The following is a 15461-nucleotide window of genomic DNA, read 5'->3' on the forward strand; positions in this document are numbered from 1 at the left end:
TATGGGAGCAATGGGAATTGTTTGGGTTACCGGGCATGTCTAAACGCAAACCATTGCTGGGCGTCATCGGCGGGAGCGGAGTATACGACTTCGCCGAGCTCGAAGACCGCCATTGGGTGAAGGTCGAGTCGCCGTTCGGCGAGCCGTCGGACGAACTCTTGTTTGGCGTGTTCGAGGGCGAACAGCTTGTATTCTTACCGCGGCACGGGCGCGGCCACCGCATCCCGCCATCGGAAATAAATTTCCGCGCAAACATCGACGCGCTCAAGCGTGCGGGCGTGACGCAGGTCCTTTCGATCAGCGCCGTGGGATCGCTGAGGGAGAACCTGCACCCCGGTGATTTCGTGATCGTCGACCAATTCATTGATCGCACCTTCGCGCGGAACAAGTCGTTTTTCGGCACGGGCATGGTCGCGCACGTATCGATGGCGCATCCTGTGTGCGGCCACCTCGGCGACTGTGTCGAGGACGCGGCGAAAGCATTGGCGGTGAAAGTCGAACGCGGCGGAACGTACATGGTCATGGAGGGTCCGCAGTTCTCGTCAATGGCGGAGTCGCACCTGTATCGTTCGTGGAACTGCGACGTGATCGGCATGACGAACATGCCGGAGGCAAAGCTCGCGCGGGAAGCGGAGATGTGCTACGCAACCGTCGCCATGGTGACGGATTACGATTGCTGGCACCCGGACCACGATCATGTGACGGTCGATCAAATCGTCAAGATTCTGCACGCCAACGCGGACAACGCGCGAGACCTCATCAAGAAACTTATTCCGGTTCTGAAGCGTCCGGGGTGCGTTTGCACGAAGGGGTGCCAGACGGCGCTCGAGTTTGCGCTTATCACCGCGCCGGATGCGCGCGATCCGCAAATACTGAAAAAGCTCGACGCCGTCGCGGGGCGCGTGATCGGGAAATGAACGCGCGCCGTGTTCGCGGCGCTACTTCGTTGTTTCCGGCTCCGCAACCGGCTCTGGGGAATCTTCGCTCGAGACGCCGGCAGACTTGTTGTCGGGCTGGGTATCGGCAGAAGCTGCGGGTTTCTCTTCGTCCGCCGGCTTGGTATCCGTAGTGGATTCATGAGTTGTCGCAATTGAATCCGCCTCCGCATCGGCGACGGCCGCTTCCCACGGGCCGCCCATGACAACTTCAAGATCGGCGGCGGCAATCTGTACGTCGCGCGCGGCGCGGGCCTTCTCGAGATCGAAGTCGAGCAGCGTTTGCGCGCTCATCAACAGGTCGAGGAAGTCCGCGTTGATGTCGCCGCTCGAATAAGTCACCTGCACGGCCTCGTAGGTCTTCTCCGCCTGGGGAATGAGGCTTTCCTCGTAAAGTTTGAGGCGCCGCGCGCCGTCCTGGTAGGCGAAGAGCGCCATCTTCGCTTCCGCGTTCAGCATTTGAGTGCGCTTTTGTTTGTCGTGTTGGGAAGCGGCGTGCATGTGCCGCGCCTCTTCGATCGCCGCCTTGATGCGCTTGCGGTATATGGGAAGGTTGAACTCGAGTGTCACGCCGACCTGGTCTTTCATCTTGATGTTGTCGAACGCGTTCTCGAGCATGACAAGATCGTTCAGGTTCATCGTGCCGCCAATCGACCGTTCGAAGGCTTCCGTGCGGAACGTGCGCACACCGTCGACTGCGCCGACGATACGCTCGACCGGCGTCGCGTTCGGGTCGGGAAGCGAGGGCAGCGCGACACGGGCGGGCATGGACAATTCGCGTGATGCCTCGACCGCGTCGAGAAACGGGCCGGGCCGGGACATATTGCGCACGTCCGTCATGTCCATATACTCGATGCCGAGTTTGGCGTCGGGGAACCGCTTCTTCCTGGCGAGTTCGATTTCGATTTCGCTGCTCTCAATCTTCAGGTCGGCTTCGTTCAGCGTCGGGTTCGCGACGCGCATGCGCGCCAGAATGATCGGCGCGGGCGGCGGAGGCGCCGGCAGGTCCGCCGCCTGCGGCCACGGAAGGTCTTCGCCGGGCTCGCGACCGATCATGGCGCACAGGCGCGCAGATAGGGCCGGGCGGTACTGGTTGTACTCGTCGTAGCGGTCTTGCAGTTTGGTTTGTTCGATCTGAACGCGCAGCAAATCCTCCTGCGGACTGATGCCCAGCGAATACCGCGAGCGCACGATGTCCTCGGTGAATTTCAATACCTCGACCTGCGCCTCGACGACGCGAACGCTTTCGGCGAGGTACGCGTAGTCGAAGTACGCCTTCTTCACCTCGCCGAACACCATGTTACGCGCGGTACAAAACCGTGCGAGCGCGGCGTCCGCTTCGACGGCGGCCTTCTCGCCGCGCTTGCGCAGCGTGCCGAACCACGGAAACATCTGCGACAGCATGGCGGAGTAGCGGCCCCATCCCGCGGGCGCTTGCAGAATGTAGGTGAACCCAAACATCGGATCGTCGAGCGACTTTGCTTGCGGGATACGCTCGAGCGCAGCCAGCCACTCTTCGTGGAGCGCGCGCAACTCCGGATGGTTCTCGCCCGCTTCGAGCAAGTACGCGCGAAGTTCCTCGTTGGGCGCGTAGAATTGCGCGGCCTCCGGCTCGGCGGCCGCGAGAATCAGGAACAGGCTAACGGCGATCACGACTGGTCGTGCTCCTCTTGTGGCGCGCTTATCGCATCGTCCGCCGCGTGCGCGTATCGGCCGATCGGCCAGCGGAATCTCGCGGCCCGGGCCAAATAGTACGCGGCGGACACATTTGGCGCTGTAAGCGGCGCGATACGCGTTCCTCCCCACGACGATACCGCTCTCGGAATCATGATATCGGAATTGCGGCTGAAAGGCGCTAACGCCGGCGTCGCGAGCGTCGTGCCGTCGCCGGCGCACCCGTCCGCGGTGGGACCGTAACGAACTACTGGTGGTACGTAACGCATGACATTCGACCTCTGCGTTGCTGGAACTGCGGCGCATGCAGTTCGGCCCTAAGGCAATTCGATTGAATCAAGAAGCGCACGGCGGTACGCGCGGCGCACGCCTCGTCGCGCTTAGCAGCGCAGGGCGCAGGTCTGTGGTGCGACAGGGGGGCTGGGGTACGCGCCCGCACCGGCAATGATCGGCGAGTGCACAGCGACTGAATTGCTGTGCGCAGCGAAACACGCCGGACCGTACTGCGCGGGGATTTGTTTGGACTTCGGCTCGTACGTTCGGTCATTGAGGTCACGCAACATCAACGCGATCTCGGGGTGGGCTCCGGTACACGCGCAGCCGCTTTCGCAGTTTGATGCGCTTTCCTGACCCGGTGCTTCGGCCGGCCCGCAGCAGCATGCCGCGTCCGACTTTTCGCAGCAGCTACCATCGCCGTAACAACACGAGGCGTTGGCGTCTTGCCCGGATCGCGCTGCGCACGCACACGCAGGCATGAGGACCGCGCCGAATGCCATCGCCGTCGCAACGGCGAATGCAAACCATTTCTGCAATCTGCACTTGCGCATAGTAAGGGGCAGAATATACGAAGTTTCCGCGTTAGTAAAGGCGGACCGTCAGAAGCGGGTCCGTCGCGCGCGCAATCGAATCCACGCCCCGGCAAACGCGACAACACCGGCGAGCAGCGCAAGCGCGATGACCGATGCCGCAGGCAAGACTGCTTCCGAGGGAACAAACACGTCCACATAATTGGTCGCGCCGTGACCTTGCACGATGCCTCCCGCCGGCGCGAGGATGCCGCCCGTAATGGGCACGGCGGCGAGACCGTGCCGTGGCACTGCCATTGCTGTGTTGTTTTCCCACGTATCGGTCTTAACGTCGTAGACTTCGTTCACGCTGTGGAGAACCGGGGTTTCGCCTCCCGCGACGAATATGCGGCGGCCGTCGTACGATCCCGCGAACATGGCCGCGCGCGCAGTAGGCATGCTCGCCTGTACGCGCCATCGATCGTTGCGGGGGTTGTAGCGTTCGTTCGCCGTGGTGGGCACGCCCGACGCGCGGCCGCCGATGACGTAGATGTGCGTGTTCAGCGCGACCGCGGTGAGATGTTCCCGCGGCGTGGGCATATCGGCGAGTTGTTCCCACTCGCCGGTTAACGGATCGAAGCGGTACGCCGACGCGAGCGCGACGCGGGCGGTGCTGATCCCGCCGAATACGTATATCTTGTCCTCGAAACCCACTGCCCAACACGATGCGAGCGGAAGAGGGAGCGGCGTTGATTCGCGCCACATGTCCGGCCCGGGCGAGTACACGTAAACGGTATCGGTTGGCTCGCGAGCGGCATTGAAGCCGCCGACGCAGTATACCTCGCTGCGCGCAGCCGCACAGCCCGTGTGATCGCGGCCTTCCGGCAAGGGCGCGACGAAGTCCCATTGGTCGAGCGTCGTATCGTAGCGCTCGACCGTCGAGGTATTTACCGACGGCGGGCCGGAGATAATCCCGCCCACGACGTACACATTGGTCCCGACACGCGCCGCGCCGATCTCTTGCCGCGCCAGATTCATCGGCGCGACGGGCACCCAGGCGCCGGGGTCCACGCTTTTCGCGCCATCGGCACTGGCCGCAACGGCCCAGATCAGGTGCGCCAACATGAATCTGTTCACGAAAGCCTCGCCGAGTTCCGCGGCCACGTTTGTAAGTCTTCTGCGCAAGTGTACACGATGCCAATATGGCGTCCGGCCACCGGGCATAACATTCACCCGGCGTTGGTTATGCCTCGGTAACGCCCGATTTCATTGGCCTACCTTTTCGTATTAGGATTACGCTTTCTATCCTGAAGGGAGGCTGCGATGATACCCATGTTGCTCGCATTGTTTGGCACGGCGCTGCAAACACCGAATGTGATTTGGGCCGACGCGTTCGAGGCGCGCGAGAGCGGGATTCTCCTCGGCGCGGCGCAGACGTACCAGGTGTGGGCGTGGGCCGAGCTGAAAGACGCCTCGGAGATCACGCTGGGCACCGTGACGCTTTCGCTCGCCGCCGACCCTGCGCAGAGCGGCTACCAATGGAAACGCGCCGGGACCGCAACTCTCCCGCAGGGGAAGATCGGCGTGGCACTTTCGAGCAATGTCGCCGCCATTGCGCTCACAACGCTCGATGCATTCGACCCTGCAAAAGCCGCCGCGGACATGCGTGTGAACGATCAGCCCAACGCCATCGGAGATGGGCGCGCATCCATCGATCGCGATACAAACACGCTCTACACGATGACCGATTTCAGGTCGAAGGAGGATTGGGAGCGGTTTGCCGCGCCGTTGCGCGAAAAGTTCTTGATTTCCTGCGGTCTCATACCGCTGCCGGATCGCACGCCATTGAACGCGAAGATCGAAGACGTCGCAAAGCATCCGGATTATATCGTCGAGAAAGTCTCGTTCGAGGCCTATCCCGGTTTCCTCGTCACGGGTAACTTGTATCGGCCCGTGGGTAACGGCCCGTACCCCGGCGTGATTTGTCCGCACGGACATTGGGCAACCGGCCGCTTCGAGAATACGGAGACGTGCTCGGTGTCCGCACGTTGCATCACGTTTGCGCGCATGGGCATGGCCGCGTTCAGCTACGACATGGTCGGCTACAACGACAGCCACCAGTTCCCGAAGGGGTGGGGGCATTCCGGCGGCAATGTGAGCGAAGAAACGCGGCGGCTCGAGGGGCTTTGGGGCATTCATCCCTTCGCGATGCAATTGTGGTCCGCCGTGCGCGCACTCGATTTCATGGAATCGCTGCCGTACGTGAACAAAGAAAAGCTCGCGTGCACCGGCGCGTCCGGCGGCGGCACGCAGACGTTTGCGTTGTGTGCTATTGACGATCGCGTGAAGGTCTCCGCGCCCGTCAATATGATCTCGCATTCGATGCAGGGCGGTTGCCCCTGCGAGAACGCGCCCATCATCCGGTTCAACGCGTCAAACATGGAGGTCGGCAGCCTCATGGCGCCGCGACCGATGATGATGATCGCCGCGACCGGCGATTGGACGCGCGATACGCCAACGGTCGAGTTTCCTGCGATCAAGAGTGTCTACGCGCTCTATGGCGCGGCGGACAACGTCGAAAGTATTCAGATCGACGCGGGCCACAATTACAACAAGGACAGCCGCGAAGGAGTCTATCGTTTCTTCGGAAAGCACCTCCTCGGCGGCGACAACTGGGGGAACTTCACCGAACCTCCGTTTGAAATGGAGGCGGTCGACACGCTGAAGGTTTTCCCCGGCGAGGCTGCGCCGGAGGGATATCCGGCCTACGAGCAGATCGTCGCGCGGATCAAGGATTCGCGGCGCGCAAAGTGGGCCGCAACGCTTCCAAAGGACGCCGCAGGACTCGAAACGTTCCGGCGCGTTGCGCAACCCGCGCTCGTGAATGCGATGGGGCTGACATTGCCGAACGTGGGCGAACTGAATGTGCGCCCGGTCGGCAAGGAAGAGCGCGGCGACTACACGCTCGTCCGCCTCCGTATCGGCGCGAATGCGCGCAAGGAGGCGCTGCCGGTTCTGCTGTATGTGCCCGCAAGCAAGGCCATGAAGGGCACCGTCGTGATCGCGCATGGCGCGGGCAAGGCCGCACTGGCCGATCTCGAAAACGGAGGTCCGGGCCCGCTCGTGAAGGCGTTGCTCGCCGATGGCCGCGCCGTGCTTGCGTTCGATGCGTTCCTCACCGGCGAACATCACGCGCCGGGCAAGCGCACCGACCGGCTCAAGAAGAGTTTTCCCGATACGTTCCTTCCCACCGACACGGCCTACTGCGTGCAGGACACGCTAACTGCGATTGCGTATGCGCGCGGCGGCGAGTATGCGCGTGGTCCTGTCGATCTGATCGGCATTGGCAACGGCGGTTTGTGGTGCGCGTTCGCGGCGGCCGTGGACAGCGAGGTGCGCGCAATTGTTGTGGATGCAAACCGCTTTGCTGCGGACGACGACGCGGCGTGGGCCGCGGGCCCGTACATTCCGAGCATTCGATCGCTTGGCGATATCGCGACGGCCTTGACGTTGGCGGCGCCGCGCGCGCTGGCGGTGTTCAACGCAACGGAGGCATGGCTCGCCGCGGCGCAGCCGTACGCAACGATCACCGGCAAGGCCGCGGATGCCGTGGTGGTCTCCGGCGAAACGACGCCGGAGTCCATCGTGGCCGCACTTCAATAAGAGTTCGTGGTGCCAGGAGGCAATTCGGATATTCGCGACGCGCTATTGCACGTGGCAGACCTGCACTTCTGGCACGTCACTGCCAATCCGCTGCGCCTGCTCAACAAGCGCGCACTCGGTAATCTTAATGTTTGGTGGCGGCGGCGCCATCAGTTTGTCATGGGTAACGCGCTGCCGTTCGTCGACGCGCTCGATGCAGCCGGCCCGCGCACGCTCCTGCTCACCGGCGATTCCGCGTCTACGTCGCTCGACGAAGAATTCGTGCGCGCGCGCCACTTCGTCAATGCGTTGCGCGATCGGGGATTCGCGATCCATCTCTTACCCGGCAACCACGACGTGTACACCTTCGAGTCGGTGCGCAAGCGCCGCTTCGAGAAATACTTTTCAGAGTGGCTTCCGGGAGAAAGCTTTCCCGCGCGCGTCACGCTGCCCGGCGGGACCCCGCTCGTGCTTGTGCCCACCGTCTGCCCAAACCTCGTCTCGTCGCGCGGGCGCATCGGCGACCGCGAAGTCGCCCAAGTGAAAGCGCTTCTGGCTGATGCCCCGGAACCAATCGTGGTCGCGGGCCACTATCCGGTACTCGATAAGACACCGACGTACGAAACGAACCCCGACCGTCGCCTCCGCAACGCCGATGCCCTGCGCCGCGCCCTCGGCGAATCCGGCAAACGCATCCTGTATATCGCCGGCCATGTCCATCGGTTCAGCTACGTCGTTGACGCCGTCTACCCCACGCTCACCCACCTCACCACCGGCACCTTCTTCGGCCGCAACCCCCGCGAAAACATCGACGGCGAGTTTTCGGAGCTTCATGTGTCTGAAAGCAGTTTCGCACTCTTCCGCCATACCCACGCCCAGACCTGGCATCGCCGCGAGATCAATTGCGGCTAACGGTGTCTTCACGTCGTTTTTCCTCTTGCTTCCTGACGACCAAACCTTCTCGCCTATCAACTTCTTCCATCCATGCGTCCGCACCGCAAAATGTGGTAGCATAGCCGCATGCCGGAATCGCGAGCGGCCCGCAAAGCGCGTCTTATCTTGCACATGGACAAGGACCGGGTAGGTCTGTTTTCAGGCGCGTTTTTCGGATTGATCGTTCTAGCGGCGTGTGTGTTTTGGTCGTACGCGGACATTTACGAAATCGTGTTCCGGGTCGGACTGACGTTTGCCGTCGCCTATCTGGCGGCATTCTTCTTGGTCTACGTGTTTCAACAGGTTGCGGGGCCGGAGCTGACGCCGAAACGCTCCATCCGTCCGCTTGGTCCAATGGGGTTGGACGAAACCCCCGGACCGGAACAGCCTCCAGGAGAGCATCAGGAATGATTCGCACTGTGGTTTTCGCGCTGCTGGCCGGCGCGTGGATAGCGTTGGCACAGGCGCCCGATTTGTCGAAGATGGACATCGTCCTCAAGTCCGTGCCGGACGGTCCGGTCGCTGTCGTAAATGGAAGCCCCATTCCGGCGGAGATGTTCAAGGACGTGTACATGCGAGACGTGTTGGGCTGGGCGCAGCTCAACGGCCGCAACGTCCCCGACGACGAGCGCTTGGGTATCGCGATTAACTCCCTGCGCATGCTCGTCGAGCGGGAAGTCCTGTATCAGGAAGCGGTGCGCCGGAAATTGACCGTAACGGATGCGGAATTACAGGCCCTATGGGCCGAGCAACTCGAAGACTTGAAAAAGCGGGTCACCAAGGAGGGAGACCCGCCGCTGAGCGAGGCGCAAATTCTCGAGAAGGCGCATACAACCCGTGAAGAAGCGCTTACCGAACTCCGGCAGGCCATGATGGTGGATAAAGTTCGTGACGCCATCATCGAGGAGAAGGGTATCACCGTCTCCGATCAGGAAGTGACGGAGTGGTTTGAGAAGAACAAGAACCTGACGCGGCGGCCGGACATGCTCCGTATCCAGCAGATTTATTTTAGGCCTGACACGTCCCGCTCGGACAAACAACAGTCGGTCGCGAAACAGAAGGCCACGGAGGCCTACAACAAGATCAAGTCGGGCCAAAGCTTCGAGGGCGTTGCCCGCCAAATGTCCGAAGGGCAGTACAAGGACAAAGGCGGCGAGTGGCCTGTCCTTCCCGCCGACCAGTTCCCGCCCTTTGTTCAGGCCGCTGTCGCCAAGATGAAGGCCGGCGACATCAGCGAGCCAATCGAAAGTAAGGACGGCTGGCATATCCTCAAACTGGTCGAGGCTATCCCCGGCGAAGAAGGGACCCTCGATAAGGCCCGCGACAGAATCCATCAGATGCTGCTCGCCCAAAAGGGCGCGCGCGCTATCAACGATTTTTGCAGCATCGTCACCGGCGACCCAGCCAAGGTGCAGGTCTACCTCGACCTCGAAACCCAGCTCAGACTCCGGCCTGACCTGGTGCAGCGCCTCGGGAACGAAACCCAGGCGTCCGCCACGCCCCCCTCTGAGAATCGCCGCAACCGCGAGAATTAAGTCGGGCTGATCGCTTTTTTCGCGAACGAGATCCTACATGATCGCGAATTCATTTTCGGTACGAACGGTCGTACTGTCCACCAATGCATTGCCGCCAATCAACTTGCGGACTCGAACGAGCGTTCGCAGCAGGCTCCCCAGCAGTGCGCAGCTAAGCGTTTCATCCTGTCGCGGGCGCGAGCAGAGTGTTGTGTTCAGCACCACCCGGTTGCTGTTCGGCTGCGGCACAGTATCAAGTCGGCGATTCAAAATCGACCACGGACAAATTTGAACGGCAACTCCCGCATCCCGGAAGGGGACGGCGAAGAACGGCGCGGCGCGCCTCTGGTTCGCACATTTCCGAACAGTTTCTGTTCTTCGCAGAATTCGCCCATTCTCACGATGCGTTCAGAGGGTCCATCCGCGTGATCTCGAGTCCAGAACGCCGGCCCACGCGGAGGGATTGCTGGAAATGGCTTGGCATCCCTACTGCTTCGTAATGATGCAGGCTCGCAACTTCAAGCACAACGCGTTTGGCTGAAGTCGCGGAAGTGGTGTTGCAGATTCGGCAGCCACCCGTGGCGCCGCGTCAACCGGGAGGGGGTCACGTAGCTGTTTCACTCGATCCGTGTGCCCGTTCAACTTTGGCGACGCGCAGTTCGAACCGGCTGTACCAAATTCGTTTGCCCGAATCTTGCGCGGCGCGGTGCTCGGCGTTGCGCTTCCACGCGGCGATGGCTTCGAGCGATTCCCAGTATGAGACCGAGATGCCGAAGCCATCCGCGCCGCGTGCACTTTCGATTCCCAGGTAGCCGGGTTGTTGTTTCGCCAGCTCGACCATGCGCGCGGCCATCGCTTCGTAGCCGTTGTCCCCGTCCGTCCGCTGCGACGGAAATATGACGGCGTAGTACGGCGGCTCGGGCAGAATGGCAAACGGAGATTCGCTCATGGTTTGTCCTCCTCCAGCAAATGCGATGGTACAGTTTACATGACGCCATCCTCTTGATGTTTCATCTGCAGGCCGGTATCCTTCCGGCATGTCTCGCAACACGCCGCTGCGCAACCGGGTCAAAGAACTCCGCGAACGATTGAACGTCCGCCAGTCCGAGCTGGCGCGCGAGGCCGGGGTCACGCGCCAGACGATCATTGCGATCGAAAAGGGCCGATTGAACCCTTCTATTCTGATCTCCCTGAAGATCGCGAAGCTGCTGCGTGAGCCGGTGGACTATATTTTTTACTTGCAGCCCGGGTTCGACTATGAGCAGGAGGCCCGCGAAAACGCGAACCGGCCCAAGCGTGGACGCAAGAAGCGGGCGCCTGCTGCGCCGGTCGGCGAGCCGAGCGTGGCAGCGGCCCCGCCGGTTGCAGAACCGGCCCGCGTCGCGCCCTCGGTGGAAAAGACCCAACCCTCACCCGAACCGGCCTTGCCCAAGGAACCTTCGCGCATAGAACCCGCGCCAGCGCCGGCGAAAAAGTCAGCGAGCGCACCCACCGTCGATAAAGACGCTCAAAAGGGCGACGACGCGAAGACCGGTCAGGCGATCTGGGATTTCTTCTAATACAACGCCGCAACAACGGTTGCGCAGTCGGAGTTGATCATCGGCATGGAGCAGTGGCACGCAACAACCGTCATTGGCGTTCGGCGAGACGGCAAGGTCGCCCTCGGCGGCGACGGACAAGTGACCGTCGGCAACACGGTGATGAAGAAGAACGCAACCAAGATTCGCCGGCTTGCGGAAGGCAAGGTCTTGGCAGGGTTCGCGGGCGCCGTGTCGGACGCGTTTACGCTCTTCGACCGGTTCGAGGGAAAGCTCAACGAGTTTAACAAGAACCTCGTGCGCGCGGCGGTCGAGCTGGGCAAGGAATGGCGTACGGACAAGTACCTGCGCAATCTCGAGGCGCTGCTCGCGGTGTGCGATTCGGAGACCTCGCTGGTCGTCGCCGGCAGCGGCGAAGTCATCGAGCCGGAGGACGGCATCATGGCGATTGGATCGGGTGGGCCGTTCGCGCTCGCGGCGGCGCGTGCGCTGCTCAAGCACACCGACTTGCCCGCGGACGCGATCGTGCGCGAAGCGTTGTCGACCGCCGCGGACATCTGCATCTACACGAATACCAACATCACCGTCGAGATGTTGTAGCGCGAGCGCAGCGGATGCGGCAGACCGATCGAATGCGTTGCGCCGCGGGAACTCTCGCGTTCAGTGCACTGTTTCTCCTTGCGGGCTGCGGGGGTGGCCAACCCGCGCCGACCCCAACTCCACCAAAACCGCCCGATCTCGCCGCGCAATCCGAACTGTTTCGCAAAGGTGTCGAGAAGGTTGCCGACGGAATCTATGTCGCAATCGGATTCGGGCTTGCCAATTCGATCCTGATCGAAGGTGACGACGGGGTCATCGTCGTCGACACGCTCGAAGGCCGCCCGCAGGCGGAAGCGGTGAAAGCCGCATTCGATGGAATCACCTCGAAACCGGTGAAGGCCGTCATCCTCACGCACAATCACGCCGACCATGTGTTTGGCGGTGCGGTGTTCACCGGCGGCGATCCGAACGTCCCCGTGATCGCGCACGAGTCCACCGCATCGCACATCGACCGCATCATCAACGTCGTCCGTGACGACATCTACGTGCGCAGCATGCGGATGTTCGGACAGTTGTTGCCGCCCGTAGACGAAGCGAACAGCGGCATCGGCATGCGGCTCGACTATCGGCCCGAGAACATCGCGCTTGCGCGGCCTACGCAGACATTCTCGGACACGCTCGACATCACGATCGCCGGCGTCCGCTTCCATCTCGTTCACGCGCCCGGCGAGACGCCCGACCAAATCGTCGTGTGGCTGCCGGACAAGAAAGTGCTGCTGCCCGCGGACAACGTGTACCAGGCGTTCCCGAACCTGTACACGATTCGCGGGACATCGTACCGCGACGTGATGGAGTGGGTGGACAGCATCGACCGGATGCGCGACTTCGACGCGGAGTTCCTCGTGCCGTCGCATACGCGGCCGGTCGCCGGTAAAGAAGCCGTAGCGGACGTGCTCACTGCGTACCGCGACGCGATTCAGTATGTTCACGATCAGACGGTCCGCGGGCTCAACCAAGGCAAGACGCCGGATGAACTGGTTGCGACCGTCAAACTGCCAGCGAACCTCGCGAACCACCCGTGGCTCGGTCAGTATTATGGAACCGTCGCGTGGTCCGTACGCGGCATCTACGATGGATATCTCGGCTGGTTCAACGGAGATGCGACAACGCTAAATCCATCGGAACCAACCGAACGCGCGCGAAAACTTGCCGACGCGCTGGCGCTGGGAAAGCCAATCTCGGAACAGGCGAAGAGTGCCCTCGCCGCGAAGGACTACCAGTGGGCCGCGGAGCTTGCACGGGAATGGACGCGCGTGGAGCCGGATTCCGTCGAGGCGCGCGACACGCTCGCGGATTGTTTCCGTGCGCTGGGAGCGGCGCAATCGAACGCAAACGCGCGCAATTATTACCTGACGCAAGCGCTCGAGTGGCGCGGCGATCTCGAAGTCGAGCCGAACGATCCCTCGAGCGTGCCCGATTCGTTCATTGACGAACTGCCCATTGACGGATTTATGCGCGGCCTAGCCGTTCGGCTGAATCCCGAAGCGGCGAAGGACGCCAACACACTCGTTCAATTCTCGTTCACGGACATCGCGACGGATTACACCGTACACGTGCGCAACTGCGTCGCGGAAGTCCGCAAGCGCACTGTCGCGAACCCAGCGATGAAGATCACGACGACGGCGAAGACGTGGAAACGGATTGCGAGCAAGAAGACGAACCCTGCAGGCGCGTATGCGTCGGGCGAAATTCAGGTCGATGGCGGCGTCGCGAATGTGATCGCGTTTCTACGCTACTTCGAGCGGTAACACAACCATTCAACACGGCGTATGGAGTGCGGCAGCAAAGTCCGCTTCGGACGGCGCTGCCGCTTTGGCTTCCGGCGGAGCCGGATCCCTGGCAAATGACGCAGGTTCACGTCGAAACGTCGTGCTGTGTGAGCCAAAGCGGTAGCGCCCCTACTGCACCTCCCAAACGGCGTCCCTGTGCGTGCCGGGTATACCTATAGCTGCTTGTACCCCTCCGTAAACAACCGATCCGCGGCGCGGAAATCGCCGGATTCAAACCCCTCCCTAAACCAACGAATGCGTTGCGCGGACGTTCCGTGCGTGAACGAATCGGGCACCACAGTTCCCTGGCTTTGTTGCTGCAAACGATCGTCGCCGATTGCGTTTGCCGCATCGAGCGCTTCTTCGATGTCGCCAGGCTCGAGCACCTGCTTCGTCTTTTGAATGTGGTGCGCCCACACGCCCGCGAGATAGTCCGCCTGCAACTCCAACCGCACGGAAAGCCGGTTCCCTTCCACTTCGTCCAGGCGCTGTTGTTCCGTGTGGACTTCGTCGCTCGTGCCGATGAGTTTCTGCACGTGGTGCCCAATCTCGTGCGCAATGACATACGCCTGCGCGAAATCGCCCGCCGCGCCAAATCGTTGGTGCAACTCGTCAAAGAATTGAAGATCGAGATAGACCTGCTGGTCGGCTGGACAATAGAATGGCCCCACCGCCGCGCTCGCGCCGCCGCAACCGGACTGCACGCGCCCGCGAAACAGAACGAGTCGTGGTTCAATGTAGTCGTCGCCCGCCTGCTGGAACAGCGCGTGCCACACGTCTTCCGTGTCCGCAAGCACGACCTTCACAAACTCCGCGCGTTCGTCGTCCTGCGGACTGACCGGCCCGTCGAGAATCTGCCCACCCCCGAGTTGCTCCTCGAGCAGGCCCGACTCGAGCAACACCGTCGGGTCGCCGCCGCTCATGTACAGCATCAGCCCGATGATAACCAGCGTGCCGATGCCGCCGCCCGCCAGCCCCGGCCCCCGCATCGACCGCCGGTCCTCGACATTCGCGCTCGCGCGCCGTCCTTTCCAACGCATGGCGGGCCTCCAAACCTACTTGCGGACGGACTTCCTACTCTCTCTTCGCTGCACCGATGCCAACGGCACGCGCGGTTCATTCTTGCGTTGCTCTACGTGGAGACTGTCGTAGAAACCTTCCCATAATGCGCCATGCCGCTTGAGGTCGATAATGACGCCGATGCGGCGGCCTCCGGCGTCAACAAATGTAGGAAATTCCCTTCACCTCTCCTGTCTCCAAGGGCACAGCCATTCGCACGAAAGCAGCGATCCGATTGTAACACACCCGACAAAGCCGCAGGCCGACGGTTGCGAGTGTGCTATCATTAAACCATGACAACGATTCAAGCCAACTTGCCCGACGAACTGGTGCAGCAAGCTCGTGAGTTTGTAGATGAAGGGTGGGCGGGTGACTTTGACGCCGTACTTACAGAGGCGCTTCGCCGATTTCTCGATTCTCACGGGCCGCGAATCGCCGAGGAGCATGTACGCGACGATATAGAGTGGGGTATGCGCGGGAGTGAGTAATGTCGCACCGGTCGTCGTTATATGCGACGCGGGGCCGTTGATTCACCTCGACGAGTTGAACGCGCTGGATTTGTTAGCCGATTTTGATCGGATATTGGCGCCAAATTCATTTTGCAGCGAAGTCCGTCGCCACCGTCCGACTGTCTTTACACAGAAATCTGTATCGATACGTTGTGTAGCACCTCCCGAATCTGCGGCAAGCGCTGCCGTCAGACTGGGCCGTCTCCTGTCTTTGCATCAGGGCGAAATAGATGCACTTGCACTCGCAAAATCGACGGAGAATTCGCTGTTGCTCACGGACGATAACGCAGCGCGACTAGCGGCCACCAACCTGAGCATCCGCGTGCACGGGACACTTGGAGTACTGTTGCGCGCCGTTCGACGCGGGCAGCGCAGCCGATCAGCGGCAGTAGAATTGCTTCATGATATTCCCTTCCGCACCACGCTTCACATCAAGCGCGACCTCCTATTGGACGCAATTAAAGCTCTCGAATAGGAAGCCAGCAAGGCATACCAATGTGCAA

14 protein-coding genes are annotated in these 15461 nt (G+C 61.6%); 9 read left to right on the forward strand and 5 right to left on the reverse strand.

Annotated elements, in window-relative coordinates:
* Positions 1-35: 35 nt before the first annotated feature.
* Entirely contained in the window at positions 36-917 is an 882-nt protein-coding gene (locus tag HUU46_03475; GenBank protein NUM52683.1) for an S-methyl-5'-thioadenosine phosphorylase, read from the forward strand.
* A gap of 21 nt (positions 918-938) precedes the next feature.
* Here HUU46_03475 and HUU46_03480 read toward each other — a convergent pair whose 3' ends face one another.
* The 3 genes from HUU46_03480 to HUU46_03490 all read right to left on the reverse strand — a co-directional run bounded on the left by HUU46_03480 (position 939) and on the right by HUU46_03490 (position 4558).
* A complete protein-coding gene (locus HUU46_03480) occupies positions 939-2588 on the reverse strand; it encodes a TolC family protein (GenBank protein NUM52684.1) in 1650 nt (549 codons plus the stop codon).
* Positions 2585-2878 (reverse strand): hypothetical protein, encoded by a 294-nt coding sequence (locus HUU46_03485; protein NUM52685.1) that lies wholly within the window; start codon positions 2876-2878, stop codon positions 2585-2587. Before HUU46_03485 ends, HUU46_03480 begins: the two co-directional genes overlap by 4 nt.
* A gap of 606 nt (positions 2879-3484) precedes the next feature.
* Positions 3485-4558 carry a hypothetical protein gene (locus HUU46_03490; protein NUM52686.1) on the reverse strand — a complete coding sequence of 358 codons (1074 nt, stop codon included), beginning with the start codon at positions 4556-4558 and terminating at the stop codon, positions 3485-3487.
* Between the two features lie 159 nt (positions 4559-4717).
* Here HUU46_03490 and HUU46_03495 point away from each other — a divergent pair, with 159 nt between their 5' ends.
* The 4 genes from HUU46_03495 to HUU46_03510 all read left to right on the forward strand — a co-directional run bounded on the left by HUU46_03495 (position 4718) and on the right by HUU46_03510 (position 9504).
* The gene (locus HUU46_03495; GenBank protein ID NUM52687.1) at positions 4718-7057 is read left to right on the forward strand and encodes an acetylxylan esterase; all 2340 of its coding nucleotides are present in this window, start codon (positions 4718-4720) and stop codon (positions 7055-7057) included.
* Positions 7058-7066: 9 nt separating this feature from the next.
* On the forward strand, positions 7067-7948 hold the full coding sequence (locus HUU46_03500) for a metallophosphoesterase (GenBank protein NUM52688.1): 882 nt from the start codon (positions 7067-7069) through the stop codon (positions 7946-7948).
* Between the two features lie 108 nt (positions 7949-8056).
* Positions 8057-8380, forward strand: coding sequence for a hypothetical protein (locus tag HUU46_03505; GenBank protein ID NUM52689.1), 324 nt, complete (start codon positions 8057-8059; stop codon positions 8378-8380).
* Positions 8377-9504 (forward strand): peptidyl-prolyl cis-trans isomerase, encoded by a 1128-nt coding sequence (locus tag HUU46_03510; protein NUM52690.1) that lies wholly within the window; start codon positions 8377-8379, stop codon positions 9502-9504. The genes HUU46_03505 and HUU46_03510 overlap by 4 nt, the downstream gene beginning before the upstream one ends.
* Before the next feature lie 583 nt (positions 9505-10087).
* Here the strand turns inward: HUU46_03510 and HUU46_03515 are convergent.
* The gene (locus HUU46_03515; GenBank protein NUM52691.1) at positions 10088-10432 is read right to left on the reverse strand and encodes an antibiotic biosynthesis monooxygenase; all 345 of its coding nucleotides are present in this window, start codon (positions 10430-10432) and stop codon (positions 10088-10090) included.
* Positions 10433-10520: 88 nt separating this feature from the next.
* Here HUU46_03515 and HUU46_03520 point away from each other — a divergent pair, with 88 nt between their 5' ends.
* The 3 genes from HUU46_03520 to HUU46_03530 are packed head-to-tail and all read left to right on the forward strand — an operon-like array spanning position 10521 to position 13369.
* Entirely contained in the window at positions 10521-11042 is a 522-nt protein-coding gene (locus tag HUU46_03520; protein NUM52692.1) for a helix-turn-helix domain-containing protein, read from the forward strand.
* 45 nt (positions 11043-11087) lie between these two features.
* Positions 11088-11621, forward strand: coding sequence for an ATP-dependent protease subunit HslV (hslV, locus tag HUU46_03525; GenBank protein ID NUM52693.1), 534 nt, complete (start codon positions 11088-11090; stop codon positions 11619-11621).
* A gap of 14 nt (positions 11622-11635) precedes the next feature.
* Positions 11636-13369 (forward strand): MBL fold metallo-hydrolase, encoded by a 1734-nt coding sequence (locus HUU46_03530; protein ID NUM52694.1) that lies wholly within the window; start codon positions 11636-11638, stop codon positions 13367-13369.
* A gap of 194 nt (positions 13370-13563) precedes the next feature.
* Here HUU46_03530 and HUU46_03535 read toward each other — a convergent pair whose 3' ends face one another.
* Positions 13564-14430, reverse strand: a complete 867-nt coding sequence (locus HUU46_03535; protein NUM52695.1) for a zinc metallopeptidase — start codon at positions 14428-14430, stop codon at positions 13564-13566.
* A gap of 499 nt (positions 14431-14929) precedes the next feature.
* On the opposite strand from HUU46_03535, the gene HUU46_03540 reads away from it, so the two are divergent.
* On the forward strand, positions 14930-15433 hold the full coding sequence (locus tag HUU46_03540; protein ID NUM52696.1) for a DNA-binding protein: 504 nt from the start codon (positions 14930-14932) through the stop codon (positions 15431-15433).
* Positions 15434-15461: the final 28 nt, after the last annotated feature.

The sequence above is a fragment of the Candidatus Hydrogenedentota bacterium genome, assembly GCA_013359265.1.
Lineage (GTDB): Bacteria > Hydrogenedentota > Hydrogenedentia > Hydrogenedentales > SLHB01 > JABWCD01.

What these genes read in the sequence shown, in the direction of transcription:
- HUU46_03475 (NUM52683.1), top strand. Translation starts at nt 36, where the DNA reads ATGTCTAAACGCAAACCATTGCTGGGCGTCATCGGCGGGAGCGGAGTA.
- HUU46_03485 (NUM52685.1), bottom strand. Translation starts at nt 2,878, where the DNA reads ATGCGTTACGTACCACCAGTAGTTCGTTACGGTCCCACCGCGGACGGG.
- HUU46_03495 (NUM52687.1), top strand. Translation starts at nt 4,718, where the DNA reads ATGATACCCATGTTGCTCGCATTGTTTGGCACGGCGCTGCAAACACCG.
- HUU46_03505 (NUM52689.1), top strand. Translation starts at nt 8,057, where the DNA reads ATGCCGGAATCGCGAGCGGCCCGCAAAGCGCGTCTTATCTTGCACATG.
- HUU46_03510 (NUM52690.1), top strand. Translation starts at nt 8,377, where the DNA reads ATGATTCGCACTGTGGTTTTCGCGCTGCTGGCCGGCGCGTGGATAGCG.
- HUU46_03515 (NUM52691.1), bottom strand. Translation starts at nt 10,432, where the DNA reads ATGAGCGAATCTCCGTTTGCCATTCTGCCCGAGCCGCCGTACTACGCC.
- HUU46_03520 (NUM52692.1), top strand. Translation starts at nt 10,521, where the DNA reads ATGTCTCGCAACACGCCGCTGCGCAACCGGGTCAAAGAACTCCGCGAA.
- hslV (NUM52693.1), top strand. Translation starts at nt 11,088, where the DNA reads ATGGAGCAGTGGCACGCAACAACCGTCATTGGCGTTCGGCGAGACGGC.
- HUU46_03530 (NUM52694.1), top strand. Translation starts at nt 11,636, where the DNA reads ATGCGGCAGACCGATCGAATGCGTTGCGCCGCGGGAACTCTCGCGTTC.
- HUU46_03535 (NUM52695.1), bottom strand. Translation starts at nt 14,430, where the DNA reads ATGCGTTGGAAAGGACGGCGCGCGAGCGCGAATGTCGAGGACCGGCGG.